The organism is Microbacterium sp. J1-1 (assembly GCF_024498615.1).
In the GTDB taxonomy this organism is placed as follows: Bacteria; Actinomycetota; Actinomycetes; order Actinomycetales; family Microbacteriaceae; genus Microbacterium; species Microbacterium aurugineum.
The window spans coordinates 1,006,318-1,025,844 of record NZ_CP089590.1; the positions used below are offsets into that span (position 1 = coordinate 1,006,318).

The following is a 19,527-nucleotide window of genomic DNA, read 5'->3' on the forward strand; positions in this document are numbered from 1 at the left end:
GAGAATTACCAGACAGCAGCCCAGTGAAGGAACCACAGTGGATCTGTACGAGTACCAGGCACGAGACGTTTTCGAGAAGTACGGAGTGCCGGTCCTCGCCGGCATCGTCGCGGACACCCCGGAAGAGGTGAGGGCGGCGGCCGAGAAGATCGGTGGCGTCGTCGTCGTCAAGGCCCAGGTGAAGACCGGCGGCCGTGGCAAGGCGGGCGGCGTCAAGGTCGCCAAGACGCCCGACGAGGCGTACGAGGCAGCGAAGGCCATCCTCGGCCTCGACATCAAGGGCCACGTCGTCAAGCGCGTCATGGTCGCGCAGGGTGCGCGCATCGCCGAGGAGTACTACTTCTCCGTGCTGCTCGATCGTGCCAACCGCTCGTACCTGAGCCTCTGCTCGGTCGAGGGCGGCATGGAGATCGAAGAGCTCGCCGTCGAGCGTCCCGAGGCGCTCGCACGCGTCGAGGTCAACCCGCTCACGGGCATCGACAAGACGAAGGCCGTGGAGATCGCCCGCGCCGCGAACTTCCCGGAAGACCTGATCGAGAAGGTCTCCGACGTGTTCGTGAAGCTCTACGACGTGTACAAGGGTGAGGACGCGACCCTTGTCGAGGTCAACCCGCTGGTCCGCACCGAAGAGGGCGACATCATCGCGCTCGACGGCAAGGTCACGCTCGACGACAACGCCTCCGAGATCCGTCACCCCGAGCACGAGGCGCTCGAAGACAAGGACGCCGCTGACCCGCTCGAGGCCAAGGCCAAGGAGTCGGGCCTCAACTACGTGAAGCTCGACGGAGAGGTCGGCATCATCGGAAACGGCGCCGGACTCGTCATGTCGACCCTCGACGTCGTGGCCTACGCCGGGGAGAACCACAACGGCGTCAAGCCGGCCAACTTCCTCGACATCGGGGGCGGCGCGTCGGCTGAGGTCATGGCTGCCGGCCTCGACGTCATCCTCGGCGACCCGCAGGTCAAGAGCGTGTTCGTCAACGTCTTCGGCGGCATCACGGCCTGCGACGCCGTCGCCAACGGCATCAAGGGCGCGCTCGAGACACTGGGCGCCACGGCCTCCAAGCCGCTCGTCGTGCGCCTGGACGGCAACCGCGTCGACGAGGGTCGTGCGATCCTCGCCGACTACGCGCACCCGCTTGTGACCCTGGCCGCCACCATGGACGAGGGCGCCGACAAGGCCGCCGAGCTCGCCAACGCCTGAGACTGAAGGACGAGAAGAATGTCGATCTACCTCAACAAGGACTCCAAGGTCATCGTCCAGGGCATCACCGGCGGTGAGGGCACCAAGCACACCGCGCTGATGCTCAAGGCCGGCACCCAGGTCGTCGGTGGCGTCAACGCCCGCAAGGCCGGCACCACGGTCTCGCACACCGACAAGGACGGCAACGCCGTCGAGCTCCCCGTCTTCGCCTCGGTCGCCGAGGCCATGAAGGAGACCGGCGCCGACGTGTCGATCGCCTTCGTCCCGGGAGCCTTCACGAAGGACGCGATGATCGAGGCCATCGACGCCGAGATCCCGCTGCTCGTGGTCATCACCGAGGGCGTCCCCGTCGGCGACTCCGCCGAGGCCTGGGCATACGCGCAGAGCAAGGGCAACAAGACCCGCATCATCGGGCCGAACTGCCCCGGCATCATCACCCCGGGCGAGGCGCTCGTGGGCATCACGCCGGCGAACATCACGGGAAAGGGACCGATCGGCCTCGTGTCGAAGTCGGGCACCCTGACCTACCAGATGATGTTCGAGCTGCGCGACCTGGGCTTCTCCACCGCCATCGGCATCGGCGGCGACCCGGTCATCGGCACCACGCACATCGACGCGCTCGCCGCGTTCGAGGCCGACCCCGAGACCAAGGCCATCGTCATGATCGGTGAGATCGGTGGCGACGCCGAGGAGCGCGCGGCCGACTACATCAAGGCGAACGTCACGAAGCCGGTCGTCGGCTACGTGGCGGGCTTCACGGCTCCCGAGGGCAAGACCATGGGTCACGCCGGCGCGATCGTCTCCGGCTCGGCCGGTACCGCGCAGGCGAAGAAGGAGGCCCTCGAGGCCGCCGGTGTCAAGGTCGGCAAGACGCCGTCCGAGACCGCTGACCTGATGCGCGCGATCATCGAGTCGCTCTGATCTGAGCTACGCTTGAGCTGAAGGCCCCGGACTCCACTCCGGGGCCTTCTTTCATGCCCGGGACCGGAAGTCCGCCGCCACGGACCATCACCGGTCAGGTCTGGGGAGCGACGGAGTCCAGCAGGGTGTCGAGCGCGCGATGGGCCTGACGGCGCGCGGCGGCGTCGGGATGGGCGGCCAGCCAGAGGGCGAGCTCGTTCATCGCTCCGGAGAGCACCGCCGCAAGGGGGTCCAGGAGGGCCGGGGAGACACCGGCCTCGCGCAGTCCGGCACGCAGCTCCTGCTCGGGGCCCTCGGCATCGAGTCGGCGCCACTGCTCCCACCCGAGCACCGCGGGGCCGTCGATGAGCAGCACGCGCGAGGCGGCGCCCCGGGTGATGGCGTCGAGGAAGGCGTGGCTGCCGTCGCGGAGAGCGGCGTCGGGCGCGCTGCCCGCCGTGGCCTGGACGATCGCGTCGGCGACGATCTGCTGCTGCGCGGAGGCGACGGCGGCGAACAGCAGCGGCTTCGAGGTGTAGTGGTGGTAGACGGCGCCACGGGTCACGCTCGCGGCCCGGGCGAGTTCGTCGACCGACGCGGCCGCATAGCCGTGCTCGGCGAAATGTGCGGTGGCGACATCGAGGATCCGCCGTGCGGTCTCGGCGGCGTCGGCTGCGGATGCTCGGGGCATGGGTTCCTTTACGTGCGGTGTGTATGTATTCTAGCCCCACCGATACAAACACACTGCATGTAAAAGAGGTCAGGATGGACATCACGAGTTTCTACCCGGTGCTGATGGTGGACGACGTCTCCGCCGCCGCACGGTTCTATCGAGAAGAGCTCGGCTTCGAGGTGACGTTCGAGGCCGACTGGTACGTCAGCCTGCGCTTCGACGGCGGCGAGCTCGCGATCCTCGACCGCGCGCACGAGACCATTCCCGAAGGGTTCCGAGAGCCCGTGCGGGGACTCCTGCTCAACGTGGAGGTACCGGATGCGACCGCCGAGCACGTGCGGCTGGTGGGGGAGCGGAAGCTTCCCGAGCGCCTGACGCTGCGGGACGAGGACTTCGGGCAGCGGCACTTCATCGTCGAGGCGCCCGGCGGCGTGCTGATCGACGTGATCGAGCCGATCGAGCCCGCGCCGGAGTTTGCGGCGGCCTACGCCTGACGTCCGCCCCCGTGTCGCCCGCCGACACGCCAGATGTCGGACCGTTTCCCTCACGCCGTCCGACGTCTGGCGTGTCGCCCTGAGAGTGGGCGGAATGCAGGAGGGGGCGGAGAGGCGGGGAAGGGGGAGACGCGAGAGGGGCGGATGCCGCAGCATCCGCCCCTCTTGTGATCTCTGCCCCGTCGTCAGATCCCGACGCCGAAGAGGGCCTCGATCGGACCGCGGGCGAAGAAGATCAGGAAGCCCGCTCCGACGACCCACAGCAGCGGGCTGATCGTCTTGGCCTTGCCGGAGAATGCGTGGATGAGCACCCAGCTCACGAAGCCCGCACCGATGCCGTTGGCGATCGAGTAGGTCAGCGGCATGACGGACACGGTGAGGAACACCGGCAGCAGCACGCGGAAGTCGGAGAAGTCGATGTACCGGATCTGCGCCATCATCATGGCACCGACGATGATCAGCGCGGCTGCGGCGATCTCGGTCGGGACGATCGACGTCAACGGAGTGAGGAACATCGCGACCAGGAACACGAAGCCGGTGACGACGTTCGCGAGGCCCGTGCGTGCACCTTCGCCGATGCCGGCACCCGACTCGATGAAGACCGTGCTCGACGACGAGGAGGTCGCGCCACCTGCGATCGCGCCGACGCCCTCGACCACCAGCGCCGACTTGATGCGCGGGAAGTCACCGTTGTCGTCGGCGAGGTTCGCCTCCTTCGCGAGGCCCGTCATGGTGCCCATCGCGTCGAAGAAGTTCGTGAAGAGCAGTGTGAAGACGATCATCACGATCGCCACGAGGCTCACCTTGCTCAGGTCGAAGCTGAAGTCCACCGCACCGATCAGGCTCAGGTCGGGGACACCGACCGGCGAACCGTCGAGCGCGGGCACGGTGAGGCCCCAGCCGCCCGGGTTGACCACGTTGCCCTCATCGTCGAAACCACGGGGTCCGATGTGCCAGATCGCCTCGACGATCACGGCCAGCACGGTGCCGCCGATGAGGCCGATCAGCATGCCGCCCTTGATCTTGAGGGCGACGAGGATGCCGGTGAGCAGGAGCGTGATCACGAAGAGCAGGCTCGGCACGGTCGCGACCGAGCCGTTGACGCCGAGTCCGACCGGCGGCGACGATGCACCGGTGGCCGTCACGAAACCGGAGTTCACGAAGCCGATGAACGCGATGAACAGGCCGATGCCGACGGTGATCGCGATCTTCAGCTGGAAGGGCACGGCGTCGAAGATCGCCTTGCGAAGACCGGTCGCGGCCAGCAGCACGATCACGACACCGTTGATCATCACGAGCGCCATGGCTTCCGGCCAGGTCACCTGACCCACGACCGAGAACGCCACGAAGGCGTTGATGCCCAGTCCTGCGGCGAAGCCGAACGGCAGTCGTGTGACCAGCCCGAACAGGATCGTCATCACTCCGGCGGTCAGCGCGGTCGCTGCCCCCACGGCGTTGAACTCGAGCATGTTGCCGGCGACATCCGGCTTGCCGGACAGGATGATCGGGTTCAGGATCACGATGTAGGCCATCGTGACGAAGGTCACCAAGCCCCCTCGGATCTCTGTGCCGATCGTGGATCCGCGCTTGCTGATCTCGAAGAAGCGGTCCACGGCGTTCTTGGGCTCGGTGGATGCCGGGGCGGGCGGGGCAGTTGTCATCGGGAAACCTCCGGAGAAACGCTATCGTGTCGCCGACCTCACGCGCGCCCCAGGGGCTTCGTCGGGAACTCGTCGTAGTCTCGAATCGCTATGCAACGCCTCCTCGTCGCGCTCCTCGCCGCCTTCGATGCCGCCATCGCCGCGGCGGTCGGTCTCGTCGTGCTGCTCGCGCCGTTGACGCTGCTGTGGACGCTCGCCTTCGGCGTCACCGCGGACTGGGGTGCGCTCTGGCCGCTCACCGGAACGCTCTGGCAGTTCGGCCACGGGGTGCCGCTCGACGTCACGATCCCGGATGCGCTCCTGGTGGCTCTCGCCATCCCCGCGGAGGCCGCGAGCTTCGCGGTGTCGATCACTCCGCTGGCGTTCCTGTTCTTCACGCTGCTCTTCGCGGCGCGTTCGGGAGACAGGGCGGCGAAGGCGGGCGCATGGCTGCTGGGGCCCCTGACCGGCACCGTGGTGTTCGCCGTCATCTCAGCCGGCGTCGCACTGACGACCCGTTTGGAAGCCGCCGCGACCTCGTTGCCCCTCGCCATCATCCTTCCCACCGCGGTCTACCTCGTCGGCGCGCTCTGCGGAGCCGTGCGCATCGCGTGGGAGGACGGGGACGGCGGCATCCTCGACCGTCTGCACGATCTGATCGACGCCCGCGAGGACTGGGCTCCGGTCCCGGTCGCGATCGTGCGCGGCGCGGCCTTCGCGCTCGTCGCCGTGGTCGGCGCCTCCGCGTTGGCTCTCGCCGTCACGACCCTGTTCCGCGGGGGCGAGGTGGTGGCCCTGTTCCAGGCGGCCCGCGTCGACGCGCTCGGGGCGACCGTGTTGACGCTCGCCCAACTCGCCTACCTGCCGACCCTGATCGTGTGGGCGGCTTCCTGGCTCGCCGGTCCCGGCTTCGCGGTCGGGTTCGGGACGGCCGTGTCGCCCGCCGGCACCCAGCTCGGTGTGGTGCCCGGTATCCCGGTGTTCGGTCTGCTGCCCGAGAACAGTTCGATCTGGATGCTGATCGTCGTGCTCCTCCCCGTCGCCGCCGGAGCCTTCGCCGGATGGGCGGTGCGCTCTCGCCTCGTGTGGGAGGGCACTCCGCTGCGAATGCCGCAGCGCGCGGTGATCGCCCTCGGCATCGCCGGTGTCACCGCGGGGATCGCCGGGCTCGCCGCTGCCCTGGCGAACGGGTCGATGGGGCCGGGCCGGATGGCGGTGGTCGGACCGGCCGTGGTCCCGTTCGTCCTCGCCCTCGGCGCGGAGGTCCTCGTCGGCGCCGCGATCCTGCTGCTCTCGCCGCGGCACCGCGATGAGCTCGCGGAAGAGCGGACCGACCGGTGGATCGCCGAGATGACGGCGTACGATCCGGGGTACGCGCCCGCCGGTGCGGAGGCAGGAGTCCCCGTGGCCGGAATGTCGGTCGACGCATCCGGGCCCGACGACACGGCACCGCTCGACGACCTCCGGCGGTTCGAACGGCCGAAGGATGAACCGGCCGATCCGCGCGACTGACCGCTTTCGCGTGGCCGGGGAGGCCGGAAGAGAGCCGGTCGCGCACCCCGGTAGACTGGGCGCGTGCTCACGGTCGCCGTTCTCATCTCGGGCACCGGCTCGAACCTTCGCGCCCTCCTCGAGGCCGCTCGTCATCCCGATTTTCCCGCCAGGATCATCGTCGTGGGTGCCGACCGCGAAGCAGACGGGCTGGCCCACGCCGAGGAGTTCGGCATCCCCAGCTTCACGGTGCCCTGGCACGAGCACGAGAGTCGTGAGGCCTGGGGTGAGGAACTCGCCCGGCAGCTGGACGTCTGGAAGCCGGACCTCATCGTGCTCAGCGGACTCATGCGCCTCCTGCCGCCGACGCTCGTCGCCCGGTACTCCCCGCGCCTCATCAACACCCACCCCGCGTACCTGCCGGAGTTCCCCGGTGCGCACGGTGTGCGGGACGCGCTCGCCGCAGGGGTCTCCGAGACCGGCGCCAGTGTGATCGTCGTCGACGACGGGGTCGACACCGGGCCGATCCTGGCCCAGGAGCGCGTGCCGGTTCTCGCCGACGACACCGAGCACAGCCTGCACGAGCGCATCAAGCCCGTCGAACGTCGACTGCTCATCGACGTCGTCCGCGGGATCGCCACCGGTGATCTCGCCCTGACGCCTTCTTCCTGACCTCCACCCGACGCCCCCGCACGAAGGAGCCCATCATGGCCGGCCCCCGCCACGACCCCACGCTCTACCGCGACCGCGACACCGTGCCGATCCGGCGCGCGCTCGTCTCGGTGAGCGACAAGACCGACCTGCTCGTCCTCGCCGAGGCGCTCGCCGGAGCGGGGATCGAGATCGTGTCGACCGGATCGACCGCCGCGACGATCCGTGACGCGGGTTTCACCGTCACCGACGTGGCCGCCGTCACCGGCGTCGCCGAGATGCTCGACGGCCGCGTGAAGACGCTGCACCCGAAGGTCCATGGCGGCCTGCTCGCGGACCTCCGCCTCGAGGAGCACGAGCGTCAGCTCGAGGAGCTCGACATCGCGCCGTTCGAGCTCGTCGTGGTGAACCTGTATCCGTTCGTCGAGACCGTGGCCTCGGGCGCGATCGGCGATGACGTCGTCGAGCAGATCGACATCGGTGGACCCGCCATGGTGCGCGCCGCGGCGAAGAACCACGCCAACGTCGCGATCGTCGTCTCGCCGCAGTCCTATCCCGCCATCATCTCCGCGATCGAGGCCGGCGGGACGTCCGTGGGTCAGCGCCGGGAGCTCGCGGCCCGCGCGTTCGCTCACACCGCGGCGTATGACACGGCCGTCGCCCAGTGGTTCGCCGAAGGGACGCTCACCGAGCCGGGCGACCTCCCCGCGCACCTCACCATCCAGGCCGAGCGCCTCGCGACCCTCCGCTACGGCGAGAACTCCCATCAGCGCGGCGCGATCTACACCCGCGCCGGTGGCCACGGCATCGCGCAGGCCACGCAGTTGCAGGGCAAGGAGATGTCGTACAACAACTACGTCGACGCGGATGCCGCACTGCGCGCCGCCTACGACATGATCAAGCCCGCCGTCGCGATCATCAAGCACGCCAACCCGTGCGGCATCGCGACCACCGCTCCCAACGCCCTCGACCCGATCGCCAGCGCCCACCTGCGGGCCCACGAATGCGACCCGGTCTCGGCGTACGGCGGGGTGATCGCCGCGAACGGCACCGTGACCCTCAAGATGGCCGAGAACCTCAAGGACATCTTCACCGAGGTCATCGTCGCACCGGCGTTCGAGCCGGCCGCGCTCGAGGTGTTCAAGGCGAAGAAGAACCTGCGCCTGCTGCAGCTTCCGCAGGACTGGCGGCAGGAGCGGATGGACGTGCGTCTGGTCTCGGGCGGGCTCCTCCTCCAGGACGCCGACCGCTTCCCGGACGACATCGGCTCGGTCGCGAAGAACTGGGAGCTCGTGTCGGGTGAGCGCCCGAGCGAGGCGGAGATGGAGAACCTGATCTTCGCGTGGAAGGCCTGCCGCGCGGTGAAGTCGAACGCGATCGTGCTCGCGAAGGACAACGCCACGGTCGGTGTCGGCATGGGCCAGGTCAACCGTGTCGACTCGTGCCGCCTCGCGGTCGAGCGTGCGGGGGATCGGGCGGCCGGTTCTGTCGCCTCCTCCGACGCGTTCTTCCCGTTCGCGGATGGCGCTCAGGTGCTGATCGATGCCGGTGTCACGGCCATCGTGCAGCCGGGCGGATCGGTGCGCGACGAGGAGGTCGTGGATGCCGCGCGCAAGGCCGGCGTCACGATGTTCTTCACCGGGGAGCGTCACTTCTTCCACTGAGCGACTGTCTCCCGCCGAGACCCCCGTTCCTTGCCGAGACCCCCGCCTGCCGACGTGTGCAGGCGGGGGTCTCGGCGTTGCGCGGGGGTCTCGGCAGCACTGGAGAGACGGGGACGGGGGACGGGGAGGGTCAGGTCGCGACGATCGCGCACATCGCGACGGTCGACACCGCCATGGTCGCGTGGTGGAGCCGATGCGGCCAGGCGCGCTCGGTCCGCAGCGCGACCACCGCGAGGATCACCGTCCCCAGCGCAAGCCCGGCACTCACCAGCAACGGCATCGTGTCGACGGCTCCGTGCACGTGCGACGTGATGATCGGAGACGCCGCGGGCGACGGGATCCCGGGCATCAGGAGGACGAGCACCGCGGTCGTGATGACGCCGAGAGCCAGATGCGTCGACACCATCGCCTCCGGACGAGCGGTGGGGACCGGCGCCGCCCGGCGCACGGCGGCGAGCACGATCCCGACGACGACGAGCACCGCGAACCACAGCACCGGCGGGAGCAGCGACACGGTCATCACATCGGCCATGCCGGCGAGCATCAGGGCGGCGACGAGGATCTCCGGGCGTCCCGCATCCCGCCGCATCCCGACGAGCGCGCCCACCCCGACCGCGGCAGGGAGGAGTGCGACGACATGGAGGACCGCGTGCACGTCAGCCGGGCACGCGCTCGTCGAGCACACCGACGCGCCGCCACGGGGCCGTGACGACCTCGGAGGGCGGTCCTGCGGCGAATGCGATCGCTCCGTGCGCGACATCGAGCGCCACGGTGAGCTTCGTCTCCCAGCGCAGGTGCTCCGGCTCCTCCGGCCGTGCGCGGACCGAGATCGGGGCGTCCGGGATCGCACCGAAGGCGACCGCCCGCTCACGGTCGTCGACGATGCGGGCGAGGTCGGCCGCGTCGGTCAGACAGCGATACCGGGGCACGCTCGTCGTCTCGTAGGGGGAGTACTCGCCCGCGGCGAGCGTCTCGTCGAGGAAGTGGTTCGTGTGTGCCAGGGCCTTTCCGCGTGGGGCGGGGAGCACGGCGACTCCCGCGGGTGAGACCTCGACGGCCGCGGCCTCGGGGGTCACGCCATCGAACGACACCACCGTCAGGACGCTGGACGCGGCGAGGGGCACGGACTCGGCGATCGCGACCGCGCCGGCCACGTCGTGCGCCCCGTCGAGCATCATCCGTGCCAGCACGTGCACCGGCACACCCGCCTGCGACCCGTCGCTGCGATGGTGGAGGATGTTGAAGTGCACGCCGAGACCGCGGTCGTTGACACCGATCTTGGCCGGCTGTCCGAACTCGGAGAACGTCACGACGCGGGCTCCGGATGCCGCACGCAGCCGCCGGACGACCGTCTCGTTCGAGAGCGTCTCATGCCAGTCCCACGTCTGCAGTGTGCGTGGAGGATTCGCGTCGTCGGGCACGTAGACGATCGTGGAGCATTCCATCGACGGGGTCATCCGGGCGAGGATCTCGGTGCGGGCGGTGAGCAGATGCACGTCGGTGAGCGCCAGCCCACTGCCTTCCGCGACACCACGGAACTCGTCCGCGACCTCGCGCGCGAAGGACTCGACCATGCCCCGGCACTCGTCGGCGATGCTCCTGGCCTGCTCCGCGGAGACCCCGGACTGCTGGAACAGCCGGAGGTACGAGTCGCGCGCCGCGCGCAGCTGCGGTGCCCAGCGCTGGCCGAAGCGGTGGCCCTCTTCGCGCTGATCGGCGGTTTCGGATGTCCACTCGTGGATGATCATGCTTCTCCTCCGATGCGCTCGACGAGTTCGGCGACGTCTCCGTAGGGGCAGCCTCGGGCGCGCGAGGCGGCGGCGACACGTCGTCTGACCTCGATCGGCTTGTCCTGGCTGACCTTGAACACCGCGCGCTGCTCGATGATCTCGAAGCGGAACGAGACGATGCCGCCGACGATGCGCTCGAACGTGGGGAGCGAACTCGTCATGTCCCAGCGCGTGGGCTCCAGACCTTCCAGCTCCTCGACCGTCCGCGTGACGACGTGCATGCCGTCTGCGGAGTCCTCCAGCACGGTCACCCGTGCCGTCAGGTGCACCGCCGCATAGTCCCAGGTCGGGACGTTCGGGTCATCCGCGTACGTCGTGGGCGAGACGTAGTCGTGGGGGCCGGAGAACACCAGGAGCACGGCGTCGCCATCGGAGATGTGCTGCCACTGCGGGTTCTTGCGGGCGACGTGTCCGAGGAGCTCGCCTCCGACGAAGCCTCCGTCATCGGCCAGGCGCTCGATGATGACCGGCGTGTGGGTGACGGTCGGGGCGCCGGACTCGCCGCCGCCGTTGGACACGATGAGCGCGAACGGATGTCGCCGGACGAGCTCGTTCACCTCGTGCTGCGACGGGGCGAGGTACTTCTCGAACTCGTACACGGTCAGCCCGCCGCGCAGAGGATCGCGTCCCACGCGGTCTCGCCGGCGAGGGTCGCGACCGCGGTCGAGTTCAGCGAGAGCCGCCCGCGGGAGGATCCGGGGTCTTCGGGCAGCGCGACCTCGTCGGTGGTGAGGGCGAACAGCGTGTCGCCGTCGAGCGGGGTGTGGAACGGCTGGATGCCGCGGTGCATCGAGCTGTGCACCTGGAGTCCGAACTGCTTCAGCTCGACGTCGGACAGCTGCACGTTAGTGACAACAGCCGTGATCGTGGTGTTGCCGGCCATGGAATCCAGCAGCCGAGATTCGCCGATGGCCTCTTCGTAGTCCCGTGCGGGGTGGCGGCGTTCTCCGGTCGCGTCGTCGTAATTGCCGCGGATGATGCGCCCTTCCCGGTCGAGGATCACACCGTAGGGGTTGAGCACCGTCACGACGAGGACCTTCACATCGCCGACCTGGCGGAAGGCGACGCCCTGTCCGGTGAACTCGACACGCGCGGGGTCGACCTTGCCGGACGACGCCGACGCCCCGCCGCCGACGCGTCCGACCTCCACGACGCCCTCGCGCGCGGCCCGCAGCGCGGCCTTGCCGAGCGCGGCGTCGGGGAACACCGAGTTGTCGCGGACCGAGTAGTCGTAGATGATCGCCCCCGACACCAGCTGGAGCTGGTCGAAGCCGGACCGGTGGTCCACACGCGCGAACAGCTCCTCGGAGACTCCCGCGACGGCGGAGAGCCCGTACACGGACCCGCCGGCGAGGCAGATCGCATGGTTGTAGCCGTAGAGACCGCTCGCACCGACAGCGCCTCCGCGCCGGTCGGTGAAGGTGCGAGCGCCCGCCGGGATCGAGACGACCGTCGCGCCGGTCGGTCCCTCCGCGTACTCGGCCGTCCCGAGGAGGACCCCGGGGAAGTCATACTCGACCAGACCGCGGTCGGTGCCGTGGACGGGGGAGAGGGCGAAATCGTCGTTGGAGAGGCGCGGCCCGGCGGAAAGGACGGGGGCGAGGCGGTGGGTGTCGGTCACGATGAGAGCTCCTGGAAAAGTTGACGCGAATAGGGATGGCTGGGCAGGTCGTAGAACACGTCGGTCGGCGCGTGCTCGACGATCTCACCGGCGCGCATCACCGCCACGTGGTGGGAGATGTAGCGGACGGCGGCGAGGTCGTGCGAGATGAACAGGGCGGCGAAGCCGTGCTCGGCCTGCAGATCCTGGATGAGGTTCAGGATCTGCGCCTGCACGGAGACGTCGAGCGCGCTGACCGCTTCGTCGAAGACGATGAACGCCGGACGGGTGACGAGGGCACGGGCCACGCTCACACGCTGCAGCTGACCACCGGAGAGCTGATGTGGTCGGCGGGCGGCGAAGGAGGCGGGGAGCCCGACCTGTTCGAGCATCGCGATGGCACGGTGCTCGACCGCGGGGGTGCGCCGCTCGTGCACGAGGAGCGGTTCGAGGACCGAGGACAGGACGGTGGAACGTGGATCGAGCGCCCAGCGAGGGTGCTGGAGGACCGCTTGCATGCGACCGGCGCGGGAGCGCAGACTGCGGGCGAGCGGCGCGCCTTGGAACCGCACGGTGCCGGTGTCGGGGCGCTGCAGGCCCAGGACCACCGAGCCCGTCGTCGTCTTGCCCGAACCGGATTCGCCGACGAGGCCGAGTGTCTCTCCGGGGGCGACCGAGAACGACACGTGTGCCATCGCCGTGACCGTGCGCCGACTCGCACCGATACCGGAGGAGAAGGCGAGGCCCACGTCGTCGAGTTCGATCGCGGGTGCGGTCGCGTCGCTCATACGATCACCCCTTCGTCCGGCACCAGGCCGGCTCGGCGGTCCGCTTCACCGAGTTCGGCGGCGCGGATGCACAGGCTGTGCCGTGGGGGCACGGGATCGGGGCGGACCACCTCGCACGCGTCGATGCGGTGAGCACAGCGCGCGGCGAAGGCACATCCCTCGGCCTCGCCATGCAGGACCGGCGGGGAGCCCGGGATGCTGGACAGGCGCTCGCCGCATCGTGCCCGGGAGGGATCGGTGGCGGCGAGGGCGCGGGCGTAGGGGTGGACGGGACGCCCGAGCACGGCGGCGGCGGGACCTCGCTCCACGACGCGCCCGGCGTACATCACGGCCACCTCATCACACCAGCGCGCGACGGCGGGCAGATCGTGGCTGAGCCAGAGGATCGTCGTCTTCTGCTCCCGTGCCTGGGTGAACAGCAACCGGATGACCTCTTCGCGGACCTGGCTGTCGAGTGCCGCGGTCGGCTCGTCGGCGATGAGCAGTTTCGGCCGGCGACACATCGCCATCGCGATCGCCACGCGCTGCGCCATGCCACCGGAGATCTGGTGCGGGAACAGTCTCACCACCCGCGCGGGGTCGCTGATCCTCATCGACTCCAGCAGCGCGAGCTGCCGGGGCAGGCCGTCGTCGTCGCCGATGGCCCGCAGCACGAGCCTCAACTGCGCACCGATCCGCATCGTCGGGTCGAGGGACCCGATCGGGTCCTGGGCGATGTAGGCGAGCGTGTCGCGGCGGTAGGCGCGCAGCGCATCGTGGTCGAGGCTCCGCACGTCGATGCCGTCGACCTCGAGCTCTCCGCGCACGATCTGTGCGGACTTCGGCTGGAGGCGTCCGATCACGGCGGCGAGGGTGGACTTGCCCGACCCGGACTCGCCGACGATGGCCATCGAGCTCCCGGCGGCGACGTCCAGGTCGACGCCGTCCAACGCGCGGACGGTGGTGGTCCCGGTGAAGTCCAGGGCCAGGTCGCTGATGCGTACGGCGGTCATCGGAGGGACCTCGTCTCTCGCGGTTCGAATCGGTCTCGGAGTCCGTCGCCGATGATGTTGATGCACAGGATCGAGATCACCAGCACGATGCCGGGGATGATGAGGAGTTGCGGCGCCTGTGTCATGTAGAGCATCCCCTGCTGGATGAGCAGTCCGAGAGAAGCCTCCGGTACCTGCACGCCGAAGCCGAGGAAACTCAGTCCGCCCTCGACGAGGATCGCGACGGACAGGGCATAGCTCGCCTGCACGGCGATGGTGCCCCCGATGTTCGGCAGCAGCCGCCGGGCGAAGATCACGGGGGTCCTGACGCCGCTGATGCGCGCCGAAACGATGAAGTCGCGGTCGGCGACTCCTCTCGTCGCGATGCGGACGACGCGGGTCATGAGAGGGATCGTGATCACGACGATGCTGATGATCGCGGCGGGCCGACCGGGGCCGATGAGCGCGGACACGAGGATCGCGAGCACGAGCGCGGGGAAGGCGTACAGGACGTCCGCGACGCGCATGACCGCTTCATTGACGGCGCCTCCGTAATATCCCGCGAGCATTCCGAGGATCGTGCTCACCACCGCGGAGCAGAGGACCGCGATGAGGGAGACCACGAGCGTCGTCGCGGTTCCCTGGAAGAGCCGAGGCAACAGCGAGCGGCCGAGGTTGTCGGTGCCGAGCGGAGCGATCGCGGAGGGGCCTTCGAGGCGCCCGGCGACCGTCGCATCGGTGGAACCGGTCAGGCCGGAGAGGACCGCGATCACGGTGGCGACGACGATCACCCCCAGCACGATCACGGCCGTGCGCAGGACGGCATCGCTGCGTCGCCACGCGCCTCGGGATGACTGTCCGGCCGCGCGGATGCGATGGGCGGCCGTGGGTGCGATGGTCATCGGCGGCTCCCTCCGGTCAGGCGCAGGCGCGGATCCAGCGCGTTGGCGATCAAGTCGACGATGAGGCTCGCGGCGATGAAGACGACCGCGGCGAGGAGCACGGCGCTCTGCACGATCGCGTAGTCGCGTCGACCGAGGGCGGTCTGCAGATACGAGCCCATGCCGGGGATGTCGAAGACGAACTCGACGATCACGGTGCCTCCGAGCAGGACGGCGACCAGGGCGCCCACGATCGTGAGGATGGGAGCCGCCGCGTTGCGCAGCACGTGGTGCCGCACGATGAATCCGGGTGTCTCCCCGCGTGCGACGGCTGCCTGCACGTGCGGCTCGACGAGGACGTTCATGACGGCATCCCTCGTGTTCCGGGCGACCACGGCCACGCAGCCGACGGACAGAACCGTGACCGGGAGCACCAGCGATCCGAAGAAGCGTGCCGGATCGACGGCGAAGGGGGCGAAGCGTCCGAGCGACACCCCGAGACCCAGGGTCGACACGGCGAAGACCACGAGTCCCGCGAGGAGGAACTCGGGGATGCTGATGCCGAGCGCGCTGACGATACGACCCGCCGCGCCGGCCGAACCCTCCGAGCGGAGCGCGGCGATGAACCCGAGCGGGATGCCGACCAGGAGGGTCACGATGATCGTCAGCAACGCGATCGTCGCCGTGACCGGGAGTCTCGCACCGAACTCCTCCGACACCGAGACGTTGGACACGAAGGAATACCCCAGGTCGCCGGTGAAGACGCCGAAGAGCCAGTGGAAGTACTGGGCGACGACCGGATCGTCGAGCCCGGATGCGGCCACCGCCTGGGCCCGCTGCGCCTCGGTGGCGAGCGGACCCAGGACGAGGTCGATGTAGTCGCCGGGCATGAGGCGCACTGAGGCGAAGATCAGCACCGAGACGACGAGCAGCGTCAGCAGCGCGGCGCCGATGCGCCGGAGCGACCACAGAGCGACGGCCATGTCAGTTGGCGCGGAACTCGGTGAGGTAGCGCAGGAAGTTGCCGTAGCCCTCGTCGCTGCTGAGCGTCGGGGACAACGACGCCGTGTTCCAGCCGATGGTGGAGGGGCGCAGCACCAGGGGCACCATCTCGCTCTGCTCGTCGGCAAGTGTGCAGAGGTCCTGGAAGACCGCGGCCCGCTCCTCACCCGGCGCGGTGGTGTACCCGTCCTCGATGAGGGCGTCGAGCTCGTCGCTCCCCTTCATGAAGACCGCGGAGAATCCGGCGACCTCGGGGTTCCACCACGTCGTGACCATGGCGGGATCGGCGTACCCGGCGAACCAGCTCAGCGCGAGGTCGAAGTCCGCGGGGCTGCCGTAGACCTTGGCGGAGTACGTGGCGAAGTCGACCTGCTGGATCTCGACCTTGACGCCGATCTCCGCCAGATTCTGCTGCATCACCTGAGCGATCTGTGCGAGCACCGGCTCGTCGGTGTAGACGAAGAGGTCGAGCTCGAGTCCGCCGACCTCGTCGATCACGGACTTGGCCGCGGCGACGTCCCGGGCCGCGGAAGGCAGATCCTCCGCGCGGCAGGCATCGGGCAGGACGGCGGGGGTGATGCCGGTGGAGGCGGTCGACCCCCCGAACGCGAGCTCGTTGATCGCGTCACGGTCGATGGCGGAGTTGATCGCGAAGCGCACGTCCTCATCCTGCAGCGCCTCGTCGCCGGTGAGGGAGTTGATCATCAGGTAGTGGAAGTCGGTGTTCCGCTGTCCCACCACGGTCACGTCCGCCGCGTTGGCGAGGAGTTCCGCGGAGTCGATCGAGTTCAGCACCGCGAAGTCGGCGGATCCGTCGCGCAGCGCCGCTGCCCGCGTCGCCTCGTCGCCGACGATGTCGACCGTGAGGGTGGAGAAGCCGAGGGCATCGGCATCCGGGTGGTGGACGTTCGGCTCGAACGTCCACTCCTCGTCCTGACGGTGAGCGGTCGCGACGAGCGGGCCCGTGCCGAGCATCTCCGTGGTGATGTCGACCTCGCCGGACTCGATCTCCGCCATCGGCAGGATCGCGGCGGGGATGTTCGCGAGAGCCGCGAGGAACGGCGCATAGGGGCTGGACAGCGTGACCGTGACCTCGAGGTCTCCGGTCTCCTCGATCGAGGCGACCGGGCCGAGCTGTCCGGTCCAGGTGGTGGGGATGTCGATCAGCCGCTGGAGGCTGCCGACGACATCGGCTGCGGTCATCGGGCGTCCGTTCGAGAACACGGCGTCATCGGCGAGGGTGAAGACGTACTCGGTGTCGCTCGGAGTCTCCCAGGATGTGGCGAGCTTCGGCGCCACGTCGAGGTTCTCATCGATCGTCGTGAGCGTCTCGTAGGAGAGCCCTTCGAGCATCCAGGAGCGGGCGGTGGCGGCCCCCTGCGGGTCGAGGCCGCTCGCCTCCGCGGTGTCGTAATCGACCTGGACGACGAGGTCGCCGCCCCCGTCGAACGCCTCATCGGCGACGGCGAGGAAGCCGGGTGCGGCTTCGTCCTGAGTGGGTTCGGTTTCGGGTGAGGCGCCGGCGGCGCACCCGGTGAGGGCGAGGAGGGCGACGGTGGCGACGGCCACCCCCGCACGAGCTGCTTTGTGCATGTCGGTGTTTCCCTTCGGGATGTCGGGCGACGGCCGGTCAGGCGTCGGACGACGACGGGCGGACAGAGAGGTGATGCAGGTGGTGCTCGGTTCGGGCTGCGCCGGCGTCCTCGTGAGCGCAGGCGCATGCGGTGGGGGAGGCCGGAACGTCGAGGGTCGGGTTCCGGTCGAAGAAGTCGTGGGGTTTCAGTGTGAAGCCGCAGCTGTCGACCGGCATGATGGGCCAGTCCTCCGTGCGCGGGAAGTGCGTGAGGCCGAACGTGTGCCACAGCACGAGGTCTGCGCCGTCCAGCGAGGCGTTCTCGGCGACGAAGGCCGGCAGCCCCTGCTCCGGTGCGCTCTGGTTGACGACGTCGCCGGCCGGATAACGCTCCTCGGGGTCGTACGCGGTGACCCACAGATCGGCGGTCGCGAAGCGGGCGCGCGAGGCGATCACGGATTCGGGGCGTGCGAGGAGGACGGGCTTCCCCTCCGGTGTCAGGACGTAGGAGGTGGGACGACCGAGCCGGTTCGTGGCCGTCGCGCTGCTCACCCGCCATGTGCGGTCGACCGACGCGTCGGCCCGGCGCCGCCCCTCGAGCTCGCTGCGAAGCCGGGTCCGGGTGAAGCCGATCGCGCTGCCGTGCAGGTTGTCGTCGGAGATCGGGAGCGACCGCACGTCGACTTCGTCGATGACGGCAGGCCCGTCGTCGACCGCCATGTCCAGCCGCGCGCAGAACAGGTGCTGGTGGTACGGCGCCGCGAGCCCCGGGGCCAGCTCGCTCGCGAAGCGGCCGGTGCGCTCGTCATAGGCGGCGGTGAACACGAGTCCGGTGGCCTTGGCCTCGAACTCGATCTTGCCGTCCAGGTAGAAGTACCAGTAGAAGCCGTAGTCGTAGTTGCCCACCGTGACGAAGAACGAGATCACGAGTCGGCGCTGGCGGCGGACGTCGCTCGATCCCGTGAACTGCTCGGTGTGCTTCCACAGCACCCCGGCGTCCTCCTCGTGGACGCAGATCACGTTCGGGAGCACCTTCACGTTGCCGCGGGCGTCGGCGATCGGGACGTCGAGGTAGGTGATGTCGCCGACGCAGTCGCAGCCGAGTTCCAGCGAGTTCGCGAGTCTGCCGAGGAGATACTCACCGGTGTCGAAGTAGTTCTGCCAGAAGCGCACGGGCCCCGGGTCGCCGTAGGGCACCAGCATCTCGGCGATTGAGGCGCGGTGCACGATGGGGCGGACCCGGCCCTCGTCCTCGAACCCGATGCCGTGCAGGATGAGTCCTTCGCGCATGTCGTAGCCGATGCGCAACGACCACTTCTCCCAGGTGATCACGTCTCCCTCGAAGGCGAAGCTCGGTCCTTCGGGCTGAGTGATGACGATCGGCTTCTGTGTGGTCCGCTCCGGGCCGAATGTGCCGGGCACGTGATAGTCCGCGGTCTCTTGTGGAATCGGCATCGCGCCCACGTCGATGACATCGACCACGGTGCGCGCGGCGACGTCGACGTATGCCACCAGTCCGTCGATCGGATGTGCCCAGGGCATGGTCTGTGGAGTGGGCTGATGGTGTCCGAGCACCCGTGCGAGTCGGCGCCCGCTCTCGCCCTCGATCGGGAAGCGCCCGGCTGACAGCCCGGCCAGAGCGACCGTGCTCGGGTCCTCGATGCCCCGGGCGGCGAGTGCTTCGGCCCAGCGCTCGTCGGCGCCGATCAACTCGCGGATGATCGCGTGCTCCTCCTGGAGCAGGGGGACCTGGCCGTCGTGCTCCGGGTCGATGTCGACGTCCGTGACGATCTCGCCGGTGCCGATGTCGACCGAGAGGGCACGAGCGCGTCCGGTGTCGGTCTCGAGCAGCTGGACACGGGCGCGGCGGGGGACGGGGCGCCCGGCGGCGACCTCGGTGCGGTCCGGCTCATCGAGTCCGACGTAGGCGATCCGCTGCGCCTCACCCAGTGCGCCGTGGGCACGCAGCGTCTCGGAGACCCGCTGCAGCTCGTCCGCGGAGAGCGTCGCGTACGGCGCACCGGATTCGTCTCCGAGCGGGCGCGAACGCTGGACGTGGTCGGACGGGGAACAGCTGCAGTTCATGGAGTCTCCATCGGATGTGAGTTCGGGAACGTCTGCGTGCCGGAACGTTCCGGCAAAAGTATGCGATGAATGTGTTTCAGCGCAAGACCTGATGTGTTTCGAGTGGATTACGACGTGCTC

General features: G+C 69.2%; 18 protein-coding genes. 6 read left to right on the forward strand and 12 right to left on the reverse strand.

What is annotated here, in order from left to right:
* Window positions 1–37: 37 nt before the first annotated feature.
* Together sucC and sucD are read left to right on the forward strand one after the other, a co-directional pair.
* The gene (gene sucC / locus LRQ07_RS04810; RefSeq protein ID WP_047523104.1) at window positions 38–1,204 is read left to right on the forward strand and encodes an ADP-forming succinate--CoA ligase subunit beta; all 1,167 of its coding nucleotides are present in this window, start codon (window positions 38–40) and stop codon (window positions 1,202–1,204) included.
* A gap of 18 nt (window positions 1,205–1,222) precedes the next feature.
* Entirely contained in the window at window positions 1,223–2,125 is a 903-nt protein-coding gene (sucD, locus tag LRQ07_RS04815) for a succinate--CoA ligase subunit alpha (protein WP_136042730.1), read from the forward strand.
* A 94-nt stretch (window positions 2,126–2,219) separates the two neighbouring features.
* Here sucD and LRQ07_RS04820 read toward each other — a convergent pair whose 3' ends face one another.
* Window positions 2,220–2,795 (reverse strand): TetR/AcrR family transcriptional regulator, encoded by a 576-nt coding sequence (locus LRQ07_RS04820; protein ID WP_256535987.1) that lies wholly within the window; start codon window positions 2,793–2,795, stop codon window positions 2,220–2,222.
* A 74-nt stretch (window positions 2,796–2,869) separates the two neighbouring features.
* Here LRQ07_RS04820 and LRQ07_RS04825 point away from each other — a divergent pair, with 74 nt between their 5' ends.
* Window positions 2,870–3,271 carry a VOC family protein gene (locus LRQ07_RS04825; protein ID WP_047523107.1) on the forward strand — a complete coding sequence of 134 codons (402 nt, stop codon included), beginning with the start codon at window positions 2,870–2,872 and terminating at the stop codon, window positions 3,269–3,271.
* Window positions 3,272–3,456: 185 nt separating this feature from the next.
* On the opposite strand, the gene LRQ07_RS04830 is transcribed toward LRQ07_RS04825, so the two are convergent.
* A complete protein-coding gene (locus tag LRQ07_RS04830) occupies window positions 3,457–4,932 on the reverse strand; it encodes an NCS2 family permease (protein ID WP_047523108.1) in 1,476 nt (491 codons plus the stop codon).
* Between the two features lie 90 nt (window positions 4,933–5,022).
* Here LRQ07_RS04830 and LRQ07_RS04835 point away from each other — a divergent pair, with 90 nt between their 5' ends.
* The 3 genes from LRQ07_RS04835 to purH all read left to right on the forward strand — a co-directional run bounded on the left by LRQ07_RS04835 (window position 5,023) and on the right by purH (window position 8,717).
* Complete coding sequence (locus tag LRQ07_RS04835; RefSeq protein ID WP_256535988.1) at window positions 5,023–6,423, forward strand: DUF6350 family protein; 1,401 nt, start codon at window positions 5,023–5,025, stop codon at window positions 6,421–6,423.
* A gap of 63 nt (window positions 6,424–6,486) precedes the next feature.
* Window positions 6,487–7,074 (forward strand): phosphoribosylglycinamide formyltransferase, encoded by a 588-nt coding sequence (gene purN / locus LRQ07_RS04840; protein WP_047523110.1) that lies wholly within the window; start codon window positions 6,487–6,489, stop codon window positions 7,072–7,074.
* A 35-nt stretch (window positions 7,075–7,109) separates the two neighbouring features.
* On the forward strand, window positions 7,110–8,717 hold the full coding sequence (purH, locus tag LRQ07_RS04845) for a bifunctional phosphoribosylaminoimidazolecarboxamide formyltransferase/IMP cyclohydrolase (RefSeq protein ID WP_047523111.1): 1,608 nt from the start codon (window positions 7,110–7,112) through the stop codon (window positions 8,715–8,717).
* A gap of 130 nt (window positions 8,718–8,847) precedes the next feature.
* Here the strand turns inward: purH and LRQ07_RS04850 are convergent, their stop codons facing one another.
* From LRQ07_RS04850 to LRQ07_RS04895, 10 genes are read right to left on the reverse strand one after another with little or no spacing between them, the layout of a single operon-like run.
* Window positions 8,848–9,372, reverse strand: coding sequence for a hypothetical protein (locus LRQ07_RS04850; protein ID WP_256535989.1), 525 nt, complete (start codon window positions 9,370–9,372; stop codon window positions 8,848–8,850).
* A 1-nt stretch (window position 9,373) separates the two neighbouring features.
* Window positions 9,374–10,465, reverse strand: coding sequence for a C45 family autoproteolytic acyltransferase/hydolase (locus tag LRQ07_RS04855; protein ID WP_256535990.1), 1,092 nt, complete (start codon window positions 10,463–10,465; stop codon window positions 9,374–9,376).
* The gene (locus LRQ07_RS04860) at window positions 10,462–11,139 is read right to left on the reverse strand and encodes an FMN-binding negative transcriptional regulator (protein WP_232762372.1); all 678 of its coding nucleotides are present in this window, start codon (window positions 11,137–11,139) and stop codon (window positions 10,462–10,464) included. The genes LRQ07_RS04855 and LRQ07_RS04860 overlap by 4 nt, the downstream gene beginning before the upstream one ends.
* Window positions 11,109–12,128, reverse strand: coding sequence for a P1 family peptidase (locus tag LRQ07_RS04865; protein ID WP_231555033.1), 1,020 nt, complete (start codon window positions 12,126–12,128; stop codon window positions 11,109–11,111). The genes LRQ07_RS04860 and LRQ07_RS04865 overlap by 31 nt, the downstream gene beginning before the upstream one ends.
* Window positions 12,125–12,895, reverse strand: coding sequence for an ATP-binding cassette domain-containing protein (locus tag LRQ07_RS04870; protein WP_256535991.1), 771 nt, complete (start codon window positions 12,893–12,895; stop codon window positions 12,125–12,127). The genes LRQ07_RS04865 and LRQ07_RS04870 overlap by 4 nt, the downstream gene beginning before the upstream one ends.
* Window positions 12,892–13,887: an ABC transporter ATP-binding protein gene (locus LRQ07_RS04875; RefSeq protein ID WP_256535992.1), complete on the reverse strand. Its 996-nt coding sequence runs from the start codon at window positions 13,885–13,887 to the stop codon at window positions 12,892–12,894. The genes LRQ07_RS04870 and LRQ07_RS04875 overlap by 4 nt, the downstream gene beginning before the upstream one ends.
* Window positions 13,884–14,768 (reverse strand): ABC transporter permease, encoded by an 885-nt coding sequence (locus tag LRQ07_RS04880; RefSeq protein WP_256535993.1) that lies wholly within the window; start codon window positions 14,766–14,768, stop codon window positions 13,884–13,886. Before LRQ07_RS04880 ends, LRQ07_RS04875 begins: the two co-directional genes overlap by 4 nt.
* Window positions 14,765–15,730: an ABC transporter permease gene (locus LRQ07_RS04885; RefSeq protein ID WP_131494453.1), complete on the reverse strand. Its 966-nt coding sequence runs from the start codon at window positions 15,728–15,730 to the stop codon at window positions 14,765–14,767. Before LRQ07_RS04885 ends, LRQ07_RS04880 begins: the two co-directional genes overlap by 4 nt.
* A gap of 1 nt (window position 15,731) precedes the next feature.
* Window positions 15,732–17,342, reverse strand: coding sequence for an ABC transporter substrate-binding protein (locus LRQ07_RS04890; RefSeq protein WP_256535994.1), 1,611 nt, complete (start codon window positions 17,340–17,342; stop codon window positions 15,732–15,734).
* Between the two features lie 37 nt (window positions 17,343–17,379).
* Window positions 17,380–19,407, reverse strand: coding sequence for a primary-amine oxidase (locus tag LRQ07_RS04895; RefSeq protein ID WP_256535996.1), 2,028 nt, complete (start codon window positions 19,405–19,407; stop codon window positions 17,380–17,382).
* Between the last annotated feature and the right edge of the window lie 120 nt (window positions 19,408–19,527).